Consider the following 14,913-nt stretch of genomic DNA (forward strand, 5'->3'; position numbering starts at 1 on the left):
TACCGGGACTTGGGCGGCTGTTCGGGTGAAGGGAAGCGCTGGTTGTCGGTGGTCTGCACGGTCCGGGTTTCCCTTCTGTTCCTGCTGCGTGATGTTCGAAGTGGTGTCTGTTTTCTGACGCTGTACTGTCGGAGTTCCGGCTCAGCTGATCGTGCCGACCAGCTTCAACCGCTTGTCCTCGGGTACCTCGCTGTAGGCCAGGACCGACAGCGACGGAACGCTGTGGCGGACCAGGCGTGCCAGCGCGGCACGTACGGGGGCGGGGACCAGCACCACGGCGGGCTCGTTCTTCGCTTCCTGCTTGCCGACACATTCGGCGAGGCTTTGATGCAGTCGCTCGGCGAGTCCGGGTTCCAGCGCGGCGCCATTCCCCTGAGTGGACTCCTGCAAGACCCGTTCCAATTGTGGGTTGAGGGTGAACACCGGCAGCTCCGGCGACATTCCGGCGATCTCCTGAACGATGAAACGGCCCAGCGCATTGCGCACCGCGGCGGTCAGTACGCCCGGGTCCTGGCTCAGCGGGGCGTGCTCGACCAGCGATTCGGCGATCTTGCGCAGCTGGCGGATCGGAATGCGCTCGATCAGCAGGTTCTGCAGCACCCGCACCACCACCGACAGCGGCAGCGCCTTGGGGGTGAGGTCTTCGACCAGCTTCGGCGCGCTCTTGGCCAGGTTGGCCAGCAACTGCTGGGCTTCTTCGAAGCCGAGCAGTTCCGGCGCATGCTCGCGGATCAGGTGCGACATATGGGTAGCGACCACGGTGGCCGGGTCGACCACGGTGTAGCCCATCGATTCGGCGTGGGCGCGCTGGTGGGGCTGGATCCAGGTGGCATCCAGGCCGAACGCCGGGTCTTTGCCGGCAATGCCCTCGAGGGCGCCGAGCGCGCTGCCCGGGTCCAGCGCCAGTTCGCGGTCCGGATGGATCTCCGCGGTGGCCACCGGCACGCCGTGGATCAGCAGACGATAGGTGGTGGCCCCCAGTTCCAGGTTGTCGCGGATATGCACCGAGGGAATCAGGAAGCCGATGTCGTGGGTGAGCTTGCGGCGCACGCCCTTGATCCGCGCCATCAGCTCGCCGCCGTTGGCCTTGTCGACCAGGGGGATCAGCCGGTAGCCGACCTCCAGCCCGAGCGGATCGACCGGGCGCAGTTCGTCCCAGGTGAGCTCGGCGGTGGGCGAGGGGGTGCCGCCGGGCAGGCCGATCACCGGGGCGTTCGGATCCACCGGGGCCGCGTCGGCCGCGGCAGTTGCCTGCTGCTTCTTGTAGATCTTCCAGGCGATGAAGCCGAGGATGGCGGCCAGCGTCAAGAAGGCGACGTTGGGCATGCCGGGCACCAGGCCGACCACGCCGAGGATGGCGGCGGTGATCGCCAGTGCCCGGTACTGACCGAAGGCCTGGCCCATCATGGCCTGGCTCATGTCCTGCGAGCGCGAGGCGCGGGTCACCAGCATGGCCACCGCCGAAGACACCAGCAGCGCCGGCAGCTGCGCCACCAGACCGTCACCAATGGACAGCAGGGTGTAGGTGGCGGCGGCATCGCCAAACGGCATGCCATGCTGGAGCACGCCGACGGCCAGGCCGCCCAGCATGTTGATGAACAGGATCAGGATGCCGGCGATCGCATCACCACGGATGAACTTGCTGGCACCGTCCATCGCGCCGTAGAAGTCGGCTTCCTCACGGACTTCTTCGCGGCGAACCTTGGCTTCTTCACGCGTCAGCAAACCGGCGTTGAGGTCGGCGTCGATCGCCATCTGCTTGCCGGGCATGGCGTCCAGGATGAAACGGGCGGTCACTTCCGACACGCGTCCGGCACCCTTGGTGATGACCACGAAGTTGATGATGGTCAGGATCGCGAACACCACGATGCCGACCGCGTAGTTGCCGCCGATCACGAACTCGCCGAAGGCGGCGATCACCTTGCCGGCGGCGTCATGGCCGTTCTGGCCGTTCAGCAGGATCACGCGGGTGGAGGCCACGTTCAGGGCCAGCCGCAGCATGGTGGTGACCAGCAGCACGATCGGGAAGATGGTGAAGTCCAGCGGGCGCTTCACGTACACCACGGCCAGCAGCACCATCAGCGAGATGGCGATGTTGAAGGTGAACAGGGCATCCAGGACCGGCGCGGCCAGCGGCACCACCACCATCGCCAGCAGGGCCAGCACGATCAGCGGAGCTCCCAGGCCGCTGCGGATCATGTCCAGGACCCGGCGGGCGTTCATGCCACCTTGGGCGGGCTGGGCGCTCATGGGCGGCCTCCCTTGCCGAATTCATCCACATCGATACGCGGCGCAGCCGGCATCGGGCCGCCGCGCCAGGCGCGCAGCTGGTAGACGTAGGAGAGGACCTGGGCCACGGCCGAATACAGTCTCACGGGGATTTCCTTGCCGAGTTTCCCTTCCCGATACAAGGCGCGTGCCAAAGGCGGGGCAGAGACCAGCGGCACCTTGTTGCCGTCGGCCACTTCACGGATGCGCAGCGCGGTTTCGTCCACGCCCAGGGCGACCACGGTGGGAGCCCCCATCTTGCCGCCGTCGTACTTCAGGGCCACCGCGTAATGGGTGGGGTTGACCACCACCACGTCGGCGGTGGGGACGGCTTCCATCATCTGGCGGTTGGCCATCTGGTGCTGCATCTGGCGGATGCGGCCCTTCATTTCCGGGCTGCCTTCGCTTTCCTTCATTTCCCGGCGCAGCTCTTCACGGGTCATCTTCAGCTTGCGCATCCAGTTCCAGCGCTGGTACGGCGCATCGATGGCCGCCAGCAGCACCATAGCGCCGCCGGTAGCCAGCATCAGCTTGAGGGTGAAGCCCAGGCCGTTGACGATGGCGGCTTCCAGCGGCTGGTGGACCAGGTCGCGCAGGCCGCGGATGCCGTGCCACACCACCAGCCCGGCGGCAACGCCGACGAAGGCCACGCGCAGCAGCGACTTGATGAACTCGGCGATGGCCTCGGGCCCGTACAGGCGCTTCATGCCGGCCATCGGGCTGAGCCGGTTGAACTGCGGCATCAGCGACTTGTTGGACCAGCGCAGGCCGTCCATGACCAGGGGCGAGAGCAGGCTGGCCAGCAGGCAGATCAGCACCAGCGGCCACATTGCCACCAGCAGCTGCAGCAGCAGCTCGCCGAAGTGGCCGAACAGGGCCTGCGGATGCAGGCGCAGGCCCGGCTCCGGGCTCAGCGCGGCCTTCATCCACTCGCGCGAGTTGGTCGCCATCGTGCCGGAAAACGCCATCAACGTAGCGACCGCAGCGCCGAACACGGCGGCGGTGCCGAGCTCGCGCGAGCGCGGGGTATTGCCCTCTTCACGGGCGTCGCGCAGGCGTTTTTCGGTAGGTTGTTCGGTTTTTTCGCCGGCTTGTTCTTCGTCGGACATCGTTCACGCACCCCGGGGTATCACCCGGTGCAGTGCAAGATCCGTGCCTCAATTCAGAAAATCGCCGCCTTCCGGTTCCTTCCACCCGGCGGCGACCTCGATCCGCGGCCGGGGCAGGTCATGCAACTGTTTGAATCGCACCGGGTCGACCGGATGCCCCAGCAGATAGCCCTGCAGATAATCGCACCCCAGTCGTTCCAGGTACGCGCGCTGCCCGGCCGTCTCCACGCCTTCGGCGACGATATCCATGTCCAGCGCATGGCCCAGCGCGACAATCGCCGAGACAATCACCACGTCCTCGGAACTGTTTTCCAGTTCGCGCACGAAGGCATGGTCGATCTTGATCTCCGACGCCGGCAAACGCTTCAGATAGAGCAGGCTGGAATAGCCGGTGCCGAAGTCGTCGATGGAAATGCCCACCCCGAGCCGGGCCAGGGCCTGCAGCAGGCGCAGGCTGGTTTCGGTGTCGCGCATGACCGTGCTTTCGGTGATCTCCAGAATCAACCGGCGTGGCTCGATGCGGTGCCGCGCCAACACATCGCGCACCTCGTTGAGCAACTGCGGCGCACTGAACTGGATGGGCGACAGGTTGACCGACATGGTCCAGTTGTCGTGTCCGGCGTCATGCCATTGGCGCAGCTGACGGCAGGCTTCATTGAGCGCCCAGCGCCCGATTTCGTTGATGATGCCGCTGCGTTCAGCCAGCCGGATGAAGCGGTCCGGCGGAATCAGGCCCTGCTCGGGATGCTTCCAGCGGATCAGAGCCTCGGCACCGGCCACGGTATGCCGGGCGACGCTGAGCTTGGGCTGGTAGTGCAGGAACAGCTGGTCAGTGCCGATCGCGCTGCGCAGGTCGGCCAGCAGCCGGAACTGCTGTTCCGCGCTGTCGTTCATCCATTCGGCAAACACCGCAAAACCGTTGCGTCCGGCTTCCTTGGCCTGGTACATGGCCGAATCCGCGTAGCCCATCAGGTGACGCTCGGTCGCGGCGTGGTCCGGGCAGATGGCAATGCCGATGCTGGCGGTCACCTGCAGTTCGTGGCTGGGCACCAGCCGGCTGCTGCCGATCGCATTGATGATGCGACTGGCCAGTGCCGCCACGTCTTCATCGCCTTCAATGTTCACCACCATCACAAACTCGTCGCCGCCCAGGCGCGCCAGCACGTCGTTGGCGCGCAGCAGCTGGCTGGTGCGTTCGGCGACCGCGACCAGCAGGGCGTCGCCGGTCTGGTGGCCGTAGGCATCATTGACCTGCTTGAAGCCGTCCAGGTCCATGAACATCACCGCGAAACGGCTGCCGCGCTGCTCCGCTTCGATCAGCGCGCTTTCGATGTGCTGCTGCAGCAGTCGGCGATTGGGCAGGCGGGTCAGGGGGTCGTGCAGCGCCGCCTGGCTGAGTTCCGCGTGGGCGTCGTTGAGTGAGCTGCGCAGGTCCTGGTTGCGCAATCGCAGCAACTGCGCCTGCATGCGCTGGTCGAGCCAGGACACCAGCAGCACGACGCCGAGAATGGCGATGGACAGAATCATCACCAGGGTGGCCAGCCACTGCGAGTGCAGGCCCGCGCCCGCGGCGGCACCGCAGATGCTGTTGGCGGGGAAGCGGGCAGCCGCCATGCCGGTGTAGTGCATGCCGACGATGGCCAGCCCGAGCAGAATGGCAGGCGGGACCCGATGGCGCAGGCGATTATCGTGATGACGAAGCCGAAACGCGATGAACAGCGCTACCCATGACGCGGCCACGGCGATCACCAGCGACAGCAGCACCCAGCCAAGGTGATAGTCGATGCCCGGCTGCATGCGCATGGCGGCCATGCCAAGGTAATGCATGCTGGCGATGCCGGCCCCCATCAACAGTGCGCCGAAGGCCAGGCGTTCGTGTGGAAGCGTTGGGCGCGAGACCAGCCACAACGCATAGATCGACGAGGCAATCGCGGCCAGCAGCGAAACCGTGGTCCAGATCGCGTCGTAGCCGAGGGGAATGGGCAGGCGGAACGCCAGCATGCCGATGAAGTGCATGGACCAGATGCCCAGGCCCATCGCGCAGCCACCGCCCAGCAGCCACAGCTGTCCCTGCTTTGGCGTTGTCGCCGTGGTGATGCGATTGGCCATCACCAGCGCGGTGAAGGAAGCCAGTATGGCTACCAGTAGTGATACGACGACCAACCACGACGTGTAGTTGCCGACGAGCATCTAAGCATCTCCTGAAACCAGCACGCGATAATCGAAAGTTTCCGTCCAAAGATCTTTCGTTTGCAGCTTCCACTGCGGCAGACAGCGGCCCCCCGTTGCCGTGCGCGCAAACTGTACGCACACCCCCCGGGGGGTATGCAATACCTGAAAGGGTAATTTTTGTCGGAATAATGTTATTGGCAGTTTCTACGTGAGAAAATCACGCAGAATACACGCGTAATAATCAACGATTCGCGATTGATAATCAGTGCGTGACGCTGTCTGCGGCCTGGAAAGTGGCATCAAACAGGCGCTGTACGGGTGGCCCCATTTCACCGGCCAGCACCGTCAGCAGGAACAGACCAAGCAGCAGCGATACCGGCAGGCCGAGCTGGATCGGATTGAGCGCAGGGGCGGCTTTGGCCAGCACGCCAAAAGCCAGATTGATCGCCAGCATGGCCACGACCACCGGCAACGCCAGGCTGAGTGCACCGCGCAGCACCTGCAGCAGAAAATTGGGGGCGACGCTGAGGAATGCGTCCATGTTGGGCAGGGATGTGCCGATGGGCACCGCTTTGTAGCTGTCCATCAACAGCGAGATCAAAGCCAGATGCCCGTTGGCGGTGAAGAACAGCAGGCCGAACAGCAGGTAGAACCATTGCCCGATGACGCCGGAGCTGCCACCGCGCATTGGATCACTCATCTGCGCAAAGGCCAGGCCGGTGCCCTGTGCGACTAGTTCGCCGGCCAGCGCACCGGCTTCGAACACCATGCGCAGCAGAAACCCGATGGAAATGCCAATGGCCAGCTCGCGGGCGATGCTGAGCACGGTGGCGGCATCGAATCCGGTCCACTCCGGCACCGGCGGCAGCAGCGGCGACAGCGCGATGGCCAATGCGCCGGCCAGCATGACCCGCACGCGCGCTGGCACCGCGCGGGTGCCCACCAGCGGCATGGCCATGATCATTGCGCCGATACGCAGCATGGTCCACAGGATGGTGCCGATCATGCCGAAGGCCTGCAGGCCGTCGGCGGCCATCTGGGTGGCGGAATCCATGGCCGTGGCTATCCAATCAGATGTGGTATGCGCTGGAACAGCAACGCGGTGTACTCCACCAGGTGACCGATGAGCAGGCTGCCCAGCGCAAACAGCACCGCTGTCAATGCAGCGGCCTTGGCGACGAAGGCAATGGTGGGCTCATTGAGCTGGGTCGCGGCCTGCACCACGCCGACCACCACACCCACAATCAGCACGGTGAGCAGCAGCGGGCCGGCCACCCACAGCACGGTGATCAGGCCACCGCGCAGTTCAGTAAGGGCAAGTTCGGGGGTCATGGCAGGCTCAAACCGCGTTGAAGCTGGCGGCCAGCGTGCCGACCACCAGCACCCAGCCGTCGACCAGCACGAACAGCAGGATCTTGAAGGGCGCAGAGACCAGCATCGGCGACAGCATCATCATGCCCATCGACATCAGCACGCTGGCCACGACCAGGTCGATGATGACGAACGGAATGAAGATCAGGAATCCGATCTCGAAGGCGGTTTTCAGTTCGCTGGTGACGAACGAGGCGACCAGGATCGGGAACGGAATGGCATCCGGGCTGGCGTAGGTGCCGTGCCCGGCCATGCCGGCGAAGGTCATCAGATCGGTCTCGCGGATCTGCGCCAGCATGAAGGCACGCAGCGGCTGGGTGGTCAGGTTCCAGGCGGTCTGGAAGTCGATCTCGCCATTGAGGTACGGAGCCATGCCGGTTCCCCATGCCTTCTGCCACACCGGCAGCATCACCATGGCGGTCAGGAACAGGGCCAGGCCCAGCAACACCTGGTTCGACGGGGTCTGGCCGGTACCCAGGGCCTGGCGCAGCAGGCCGAGCACGATGATGATGCGGGTGAATGCGGTCAGCACCAGCAGCATCGACGGAATCAGCGTGATCGCCGTCATCAGCAGCAGGGTCTGCAACGGCAGGCTGACGTTCTGGCCGCCGATCTTGCCGACATTCACGTCAGGCAGCGCGGGCACCGCCGGCGCACCGGGGGCGGCCAGGGCCAGCGCGGGAAGGGCGCACAGCAACAGCACGAACAGCAACGGCAGGTAACGGGTCCAGGACACTCGGGGGCCACGCATGATCATTTTTCCTTGCGCAGCCGCTGCTGCAGCAGCTGGGCGAAATTCGGCAGGTTCTTCAGGTCCGGCAGGCGTGCCGGTTCGGGAGTGGGCAGCGGTTCGGCGAGCTGGTGCAGCGTGTTGATACCGCCGGCGGTCACGCCGAGCAGCAGCTGCTGGCCGTTGACCTCGACCACCACGATGCGTTCCTTGGCACCCACGTTGAGGCTGGCGACCATGCGCAGGCCGTCGGCGGGCTTGAAGCCGCTGCCGGGCATGCGCTTGAGCACCCAGCCCAGGCCGACAATCAGCGCCAGCACGGCCAGCAGGGCGAGGATGGCCCCGAACATGCTGGGCGCAGCGGCGGCATGCTGGCCGACCTTGACCGCCGGCGTGCCGGCGGCGATGAGTGCCACGGTGATCAACGCAGTCTCCGGATCCGTTCGCTGGGGCTGACCACGTCAGTCAGGCGCACGCCGAAACGATCGTTGATGACCACGACTTCGCCGTGGGCGATCAGGGTGCCGTTGACGAACACGTCCAGCGATTCGCCGGCACCGCGTTCCAGTTCGACCACCGAGCCCTGGTTGAGCTGCAGCAGGTTGCGGATCGGCAGGCGGGCGCGGCCGACTTCCAGCGACAGGGTCACCGGCACGTCCAGAATGACGTCCAGGTTCAGATCCGGTGCACCGGCGTCTTCGGCATGCAGGTCGGAGAACTGGGCGGCGGCCGGTTCGTTGGTTTCGATGTCGTTCATTGCGGGTCTTCCTGGATGACGGGTACGCGCGGGCGGGTGCCCGGAGGGTGGGTCGCGGTGATCTTGACGGCGTTCATGCCGTTGGCGATGCCGAACTGGCCGGTGAACACCGGAATGTTCTCGATGCACACCGGAACCTGGTTGGGCAGGTCGATGGGCAGGATGTCGCCGACTTTCAGCCTGGTCAGCTCACGCAGGCTCATGCGCTTGCTGGCAAGCACGCTGGAGAGGGTGACCTCGGCGATGTTGAGCTGCTCGCGCAGCATCACGCCCCAGCTTTCATCGCGGTCGTTGCGATCGCTCTGGATGCCGGCGTCGAGCAGTTCACGGATCGGCTCGAGCATGGAGTACGGCAGGGTGACGTGGATGTCGCCGCCACCGCCGTCAAGTTCGACATGCAGGCGGCACACCACGACGTACTCGCGCGGGGTGACGATGTTGGCGAAGTGCGGGTTGATTTCCGAGTTGATGTATTCCAGCTCGACGTCCATGACCGGTGCCCAGGCTTCGCGCAGGTCGGCGAAAGTCTGCTTGAGCAGCAGGTGGATGACGCGCATTTCGGTGGCGGTGAATTCGCGGCCTTCGATACGGGTGGGGTAGCGCCCGTCACCGCCGAAGAAGTTGTCAACGATGGCGAACACCAGGGTGGGTTCGAACACGATCAGGCCGGTGCCACGCAAGGGCTTGAAACGGATCAGGTTCAGATTGGTGGGCACGTACAGCGAGTGCATGTAATCGTTGAACTTGATCAGTTCGATGCCGCGCACGGACAGTTCGGCCGAACGGCGGATCAGGTTGAACAGGCCGATGCGCCACAGGCGGGCGAAGCGTTCGTTGACCATTTCCAGGGTCGGCATGCGACCGCGGATGATCCGGTCCTGGCTGGCGAAGTCGTAATTGCGGGCTTCGCCGGGCGGGATGCCTTCGTCCTTGGTTTCGACCGCGCCCGAGTCGACGCCATGCAGCAGGGCATCGATCTCGTCCTGGGAAAGCAGGTCATTCATGGGGCGGCCCTTACTGGGTGACGAAGCTGGTGAACAGCAGTTCGTCGACGCTGTTGTTGCCGGTCTCGGCCTTCATCAGCTTCTGCACCTCGGCCAGGGAGTCGGCCTGGAGCTTTTCCTTGCCGGCGCGGTCGGCGATCTGGGCGGGCTCGACCTGCGAGAACAGCATGAGCAGCTTGGCGCGGATGGCGGGGGCGTGGAGCTTGAGGGCTTCCAGGGCGGCGGGGTCGCGGGTCATGAGCTGGACTTCGACCTGCAGGTAGCGCGGGCCGTCGAAGCTGCTGCTGAGGTTGACCACGAACGGGGGCTCGAGCCCGAAGTACTGGGCGGGGGCCGGCACGGCGGGCTTGGCGGCGGCCTTCTTGGCGGGGGCCTTCTCGTCGTGGCTCTGGGTGAAGTACCAGACGCCGCCACCGGCGGCACCGGCGGCGAGGACGGCGATCAGGGCACTGATGAGCAACGGGCTGCGCGGCTTGGCGGCCTTGTCCTTGTCGGCGGATTTCTTGGTTTTGTCAGCGGCTGCGGCCACGAGGGGAAGCTCCATAGGATTGCTTCCTGGCTACATGCAAGCGCTGTGCCGAACCGCGCTGGTTTCCCGTTGTCGGGATTTTGACGTCTTCCGGCAACGTCAACGTCAACGTCAACGTCAAGAGCGTCGGCTCTGTATTGCTTTCTGGCTGGGCCGGTCGGGGTGGGCGTTCCGGGGGACGCTGCAAGTACATCCATGTAAGCTCGGTCGCCGCATCCATGCGGCTCACGCCCCCTCCAGCCCACCCCGACCGGCCCTCGACAGCTCGCCGGTGACGGAGCCGAGGGCAAGGGCAACGGCAACTTCGCTCGTTACGCGTACGCGTCCACCAATCCGCGCTGGCGCATCAACTGCGCCGAACTGATCGTGGTATCCACCATCGCCGGCTCATCGCCACCCCCGATCCCACTACGCTCACTGCCACCACCACCAGACTTCCCATCCTGCGCCGTCTGCTGATGACCCACATCCGCATTGCCGAGCTGGAAGCCTTGGTCATTCAGCATTTCCCGCAGCCGGGGCAGGGTGCTTTCCAAAGCATGACGAACATCCGCGTGGGCACTGCTGAAGCTGGCGTGGACCTTGTCGCCGTCCATCTGCAGGCGGACTTCGATCAGGCCGAGGTCATGCGGGGTGACCTTGATGGTGGCGTGGCCGATCTTCTGGTCGGCCAGCCAGCCGATGCGGGCGCTGATGTCTTCGTCGAACGACTCGCCGCCGACGTGCGGGGTGGCGGTGGGGCTGCCGGCGAACGGGGTGCTGGCGGCACCGCTCTTCAGCTCGGCGGCGGTCTGCAGGGCGTGCAGGAACGGGGTGGCGGGGGCGTCGGCGTCGGTCGCACCGGCGCTCAGGGCATCGGCGAGTGCCTTGGGCAGGGCGATCTCGTCGTTGGCGGCGGCGTCCAGGGGCAGGGCGATCGGGCCGGCGTCGGCGCTGGCTGCAGCGGCATTGACCGCTGGCGCTGCGGTGGTGGGGCCGCCGGTTGCGGGCGCAGGCGTGTTCGCGGTCGGCAGATTGTCCGCTTTGCCGGCCAGCAGCGTGTCGGCAACGACGGGCGTGCTGGCGGCAGCGGCGGCCTGCGCATCGGTGGCGGCGGGGACCAGGCCGGTCAGGGCCAGCCCGGCCAGGCCGAGCGGGGGCCAGGGTGCGGCATCGGCCTCGTCACCGGTGGCGGGCTCAGCGGGGGAACTGGCCTCTGCGCTTGCGGTGGCGGGGACGGTGGCGTCGCTGGACGTCTCGTCGGCGTGGCCGGGCTTGTCGGTGCTGCGCTTGCCGCTGGGGTCTTTCGCAGCGGTCGTGTCGTCTTTGCTCTGGCTGCTGTCGGTACTTTTGGGCTTCGGCTTGGCCGAGGCTTCGGGCGCGCGTGCGCTGTCTTTGCCGCCTTTGAGCAGGGCGTCAAAGTCCTGGCGGCCACCGGTGCCGCCGCTGGCGCTGTTGCTGCTGCCGGCGGAGGTGCTGCTGGTGCTGGTGCCGGCGGAAGGGGCGCTGCCGGCGAGCAGGGTGGGGGACATCACGGGGTACCTCCGGATTCGGCGTCTTCATTCTGGGTCTGACGGCTGCGACGGGCACCGATGTCGTCCATCTCGCGCTGGTCGCGACGGTCTACCAGGACCTTTTCCTGGGCGCGATAACTGGCGGCAAGCTGTTCAAGCACGGCCTTGTCGCGGCTGGCCAGGATCAGGCGGGCGCGCTCGGCCTCGACCTTTTCGCGGTTGCTGTCCACGGTCTGGCTTTGCTGGGCGACGGCGCTGTCGAGCCGGTCGAGGAACGCGCGGCGATTGAGTAACTGTGCGGGGCTGGTCGCGGCCATCTGCGCGTTGGCGTATTCCTCGGCGTAGCGACGCAGTTCTTCCAGACGGGCCAGATGGGTGTCGAGCACGCGCTGGCGTTCGGCCAGGTCGCGGGCGACGGCGTCTTCATGGTCCTGGGCCCGCTTCAGCAGCGGGTCGATGCGCTTGGACTGGATCATGCTTGAGTCTCTCTTTCCACCAATTGCTTCAGTGCGGCCTGGCTGTGCGGCAGGTCGGCGGCTTTGCCGACGTCCTGGCCCAGGAATTCAACGATCTCCGACCAGCGCTCCAGCGCTTCGTCGGTGGCCGGGTCATTGCCGCGCTGATACGCGCCAATGGCGATCAGGTCGCGGTTGGCCGAGTACGCCGAGACCAGGCGTTTGAGTTTGCGGATGCGCAGGCGCCAGGGTTCGTCGGCGATTTCCGTGACCACGCGGCTGACCGACGATTCGACGTCGATGGCGGGGTACAGACCACTGTCCGCAACCCGGCGCGAAAGCAGGATGTGGCCGTCGAGAATGGCGCGGGCGGCATCGGCGATGGGGTCCTGCGGATCGTCGCCTTCGGTCAGCACGGTGTAGAACGCGGTGATGGAACCGCGGCCCTTGGCCCCGTTGCCGGCGCGCTCGACCAGGGCGGGCAGCTTGGCGAACACCGAGGGTGGATAGCCGCGGGTAGTGGGCGGCTCGCCGACCGACAAGCCGATTTCGCGCTGTGCCTGCGCGAAGCGGGTCAGCGAATCCATCAGCAGCAGCACGTTCAGGCCCTGGTCGCGGAACCATTCGGCGATGGCGGTGGCGCGGTAGGCACCGTGCAGGCGCGCCAGCGGTGGCCGGTCGGCCGGGCTGGCAACCACCACGGCGCGGCGCAGGCCTTCTTCGCCCAGGGTGCTTTCGACGAAATCACGGACTTCGCGGCCACGTTCGCCGATCAGTCCGACCACGATCACGTCGGCCGAGGTGTAACGGGTCATCATGCCGAGCAGGGTGGATTTACCGACGCCGGAACCGGCGAACAGGCCGACACGCTGGCCCCGGCCGATCGGCAGCAGCGCGTTGATCGCGCGGACGCCGACGTCCAGCGGCTGGGTGATGGGCTCGCGGGCCAGCGGATTGATCGCCACGCCGGCCATGCCGACGGTGCCCTCGGCGCGGATCGGGCCCTTGCCGTCCAACGGCACGCCGTCGCTGTCGATCACCCGGCCGAGCAGACCTTCGCCGACTTCAACACCGCCGCGGCCCAGTACGGGCACCACGCGGGCGTTCGGCAGCAGGCCGTGCAGTTCGGCACTGGGCATCAGGTAGGTGCGTTCGCCGGCGAAACCGACCACTTCGGCATCGACCCAGGCACCACCGGCCACTTCGACCTTGCAGCTGGCTCCCATCGGCGATTCGCAGCCGACCGCTTCCAGGGTGAGGCCGACCGCGCGGCGCAGCACGCCTTCGCGGATGAGGCCGCGACCATGCGTGGCATCGGGCTTGATCCCGTCGAGCCGGGCTGCCAGGCGCAGATTGCGGGCGGCGGCCCAGTCGGCCGGCGGCGGGGGCAGGGGTTCGGTGTTCATGCGCCGGCTCCAGTGGTGCGCAGCACGGCGTCCAGCGCACCGCGCAGACGCGCTTCCAGGGTGCCGTCCACACGCACGGCTTCGGCGTGCACGCGCAGGTCGCCGCGGCTCAGGCTGAGATCAGGCACCAGACGCTGCTGCGGGGAAAGCTGCAGCAGCGGTGCGAGCGCGGCAATGTCGTCCGGGTGCAGGCGCACTTCGACCTCGCGGCTGGCTCCGCCCACCGCGTCGACCGCTTCATGCACGAGCTGGCCGAGCAGGGCCGGGTCGGCCTCATAGGCGCGGCCGACCAGGGTGCCGGCGATGCGCACGGCGAGCTCGCCCAGCGCGGCGACCACCTCGTTTTCCAGCCGCACCAGCGGCCGGCTGAAGTTGTCGAGGATGCCTTCGATCTGCGCGACCAGGCGACGCACTTCGGCCTGGCCCTGGGCATGGCCTTCGGCATGGCCGCGCTCGAAGCCTTCCTTTTCGGCGGCGTCCTGGATCTGCTGGATTTCTTCCAGCGTCGGCGGTTGCAGGACCGGTTCGGGCTCGTGTTCGGGGTCGAGCCCGGTGAGTTCGAAGTCTTCGTCCTGCGGCAGCCCGGGTTGCGCCAGCAGGTCCGGGGCCATCCAGCGTACGGCATTGTTCACAGCATGGCCTCCGCGCTGCCACCCAGGGTAACGGTACCTTCATCGGCCATGCGCTTGACGATGGCCAGGATTTCGCGCTGCGCGGCTTCGACGTCGGACAGACGCACCGGGCCACGCGCTTCCATGTCTTCCAGCAGGATCTCGGCGGCGCGCTGGGACATGTTGCGGGTGATCTTGTCGCGCACCTTGATGTCGGCACCGCGCAGGGCCAGGCCCAGGCGTTCGCCGCTGACTTCGCGCAGCACCAGCTGCATTTCGCGGTCTTCCAGGTCGATCAGGTCGTCGAACACGAACATCTTTTCCTGGATGCGCGCACTGAGCGGGGCGTCGATGCGCGAGATCTCGCCGAGGATCGCCTGGTCCTGGCCACTGTCCATGAAGTTCAGGATGTTGGCCGCACACTGCACGCCGCCGATGTTGGACGACTTCAGGTTCTGGTTGCCGGCGAACTGGCGCTCCATGATCTCGTTGAGCTCATTGAGGGCGTTCGGCGGAATACCGTCCAGGGTGGCAATGCGCAGCAGCACGTCGACACGGGTACGCTCGGGCAGCAGCTTCAGCGCGTCGGCGGCCTGGTCGGTTTCCAGGTGGGCCATGACGATGGCGATGATCTGCGGGTGCTCGTTGCGAACCAGGTCGGCCACCGCGCGCGGGTCCATCCACTTCAGCGCGTCCAGGCCGGTGGTGTTGCGGCCGAGCAGGATGCGGTCGATCAGGTTGCCGGCCTTCTCGCTGCCCAGCGCCTGCACCAGCATGTTGCGGATGTAGTCGTCCGAGCCCACGCCGAGCGAGGTCTTGGAGCCCAGCTCGGTGTTGAACTGGTCCATCACACGTTCGACCTGCTCGCGGGTGATGTCGCTCATGGTCGCCATGGCGATGCCGATCTTCTGCACTTCCTTGGGTTCCATGTGGCGCAGCACTTCGGCCGCCTCCAGCTCACCCAGGGACAGCAGCAGCACGGCGGCGCGCTGCACGCCGCTCAACGAT

General features: G+C 66.3%; 15 protein-coding genes. All 15 read right to left on the reverse strand.

The annotated features are described in order from the left end of the window. Positions 1-141 precede the first annotated feature (141 nt). The 15 genes from flhA to fliG all read right to left on the reverse strand — a co-directional run bounded on the left by flhA (position 142) and on the right by fliG (position 14,909). On the reverse strand, positions 142-2,223 hold the full coding sequence (gene flhA, locus PDM29_RS16450) for a flagellar biosynthesis protein FlhA (RefSeq protein ID WP_311193811.1): 2,082 nt from the start codon (positions 2,221-2,223) through the stop codon (positions 142-144). Positions 2,224-2,246: 23 nt separating this feature from the next. Beyond that, positions 2,247-3,377, reverse strand: coding sequence for a flagellar biosynthesis protein FlhB (gene flhB, locus PDM29_RS16455; RefSeq protein ID WP_311191134.1), 1,131 nt, complete (start codon positions 3,375-3,377; stop codon positions 2,247-2,249). 48 nt (positions 3,378-3,425) lie between these two features. Next, a complete protein-coding gene (locus PDM29_RS16460; protein WP_311191135.1) occupies positions 3,426-5,567 on the reverse strand; it encodes a putative bifunctional diguanylate cyclase/phosphodiesterase in 2,142 nt (713 codons plus the stop codon). A 244-nt stretch (positions 5,568-5,811) separates the two neighbouring features. Continuing rightward, positions 5,812-6,603 (reverse strand): flagellar biosynthetic protein FliR, encoded by a 792-nt coding sequence (fliR, locus tag PDM29_RS16465; RefSeq protein WP_311191136.1) that lies wholly within the window; start codon positions 6,601-6,603, stop codon positions 5,812-5,814. An 8-nt stretch (positions 6,604-6,611) separates the two neighbouring features. Beyond that, the gene (locus PDM29_RS16470; protein ID WP_311191137.1) at positions 6,612-6,881 is read right to left on the reverse strand and encodes a flagellar biosynthetic protein FliQ; all 270 of its coding nucleotides are present in this window, start codon (positions 6,879-6,881) and stop codon (positions 6,612-6,614) included. 7 nt (positions 6,882-6,888) lie between these two features. Continuing rightward, positions 6,889-7,671 (reverse strand): flagellar type III secretion system pore protein FliP, encoded by a 783-nt coding sequence (fliP, locus tag PDM29_RS16475; RefSeq protein WP_425508682.1) that lies wholly within the window; start codon positions 7,669-7,671, stop codon positions 6,889-6,891. A gap of 2 nt (positions 7,672-7,673) precedes the next feature. After that, positions 7,674-8,075, reverse strand: coding sequence for a flagellar biosynthetic protein FliO (gene fliO / locus PDM29_RS16480; RefSeq protein WP_311191139.1), 402 nt, complete (start codon positions 8,073-8,075; stop codon positions 7,674-7,676). Continuing rightward, positions 8,072-8,407 (reverse strand): flagellar motor switch protein FliN, encoded by a 336-nt coding sequence (gene fliN / locus PDM29_RS16485; RefSeq protein ID WP_125361821.1) that lies wholly within the window; start codon positions 8,405-8,407, stop codon positions 8,072-8,074. Before fliN ends, fliO begins: the two co-directional genes overlap by 4 nt. Continuing rightward, positions 8,404-9,411: a flagellar motor switch protein FliM gene (gene fliM, locus PDM29_RS16490; protein ID WP_311191140.1), complete on the reverse strand. Its 1,008-nt coding sequence runs from the start codon at positions 9,409-9,411 to the stop codon at positions 8,404-8,406. Before fliM ends, fliN begins: the two co-directional genes overlap by 4 nt. Before the next feature lie 10 nt (positions 9,412-9,421). Continuing rightward, complete coding sequence (locus PDM29_RS16495; RefSeq protein WP_311191141.1) at positions 9,422-9,955, reverse strand: flagellar basal body-associated FliL family protein; 534 nt, start codon at positions 9,953-9,955, stop codon at positions 9,422-9,424. Between the two features lie 296 nt (positions 9,956-10,251). Next, complete coding sequence (locus PDM29_RS16500; RefSeq protein WP_311191142.1) at positions 10,252-11,451, reverse strand: flagellar hook-length control protein FliK; 1,200 nt, start codon at positions 11,449-11,451, stop codon at positions 10,252-10,254. Continuing rightward, positions 11,451-11,909: a flagellar export protein FliJ gene (fliJ, locus tag PDM29_RS16505; protein WP_311191143.1), complete on the reverse strand. Its 459-nt coding sequence runs from the start codon at positions 11,907-11,909 to the stop codon at positions 11,451-11,453. The genes PDM29_RS16500 and fliJ overlap by 1 nt, the downstream gene beginning before the upstream one ends. Then, entirely contained in the window at positions 11,906-13,294 is a 1,389-nt protein-coding gene (locus tag PDM29_RS16510; protein ID WP_311191144.1) for a FliI/YscN family ATPase, read from the reverse strand. Before PDM29_RS16510 ends, fliJ begins: the two co-directional genes overlap by 4 nt. Further along, entirely contained in the window at positions 13,291-13,926 is a 636-nt protein-coding gene (locus PDM29_RS16515; protein ID WP_311191145.1) for a FliH/SctL family protein, read from the reverse strand. Before PDM29_RS16515 ends, PDM29_RS16510 begins: the two co-directional genes overlap by 4 nt. Further along, a complete protein-coding gene (gene fliG, locus PDM29_RS16520) occupies positions 13,923-14,909 on the reverse strand; it encodes a flagellar motor switch protein FliG (protein WP_311193812.1) in 987 nt (328 codons plus the stop codon). Before fliG ends, PDM29_RS16515 begins: the two co-directional genes overlap by 4 nt. Positions 14,910-14,913: the final 4 nt, after the last annotated feature.

This window comes from Stenotrophomonas oahuensis (assembly GCF_031834595.1).
GTDB lineage: Bacteria > Pseudomonadota > Gammaproteobacteria > Xanthomonadales > Xanthomonadaceae > Stenotrophomonas > Stenotrophomonas oahuensis.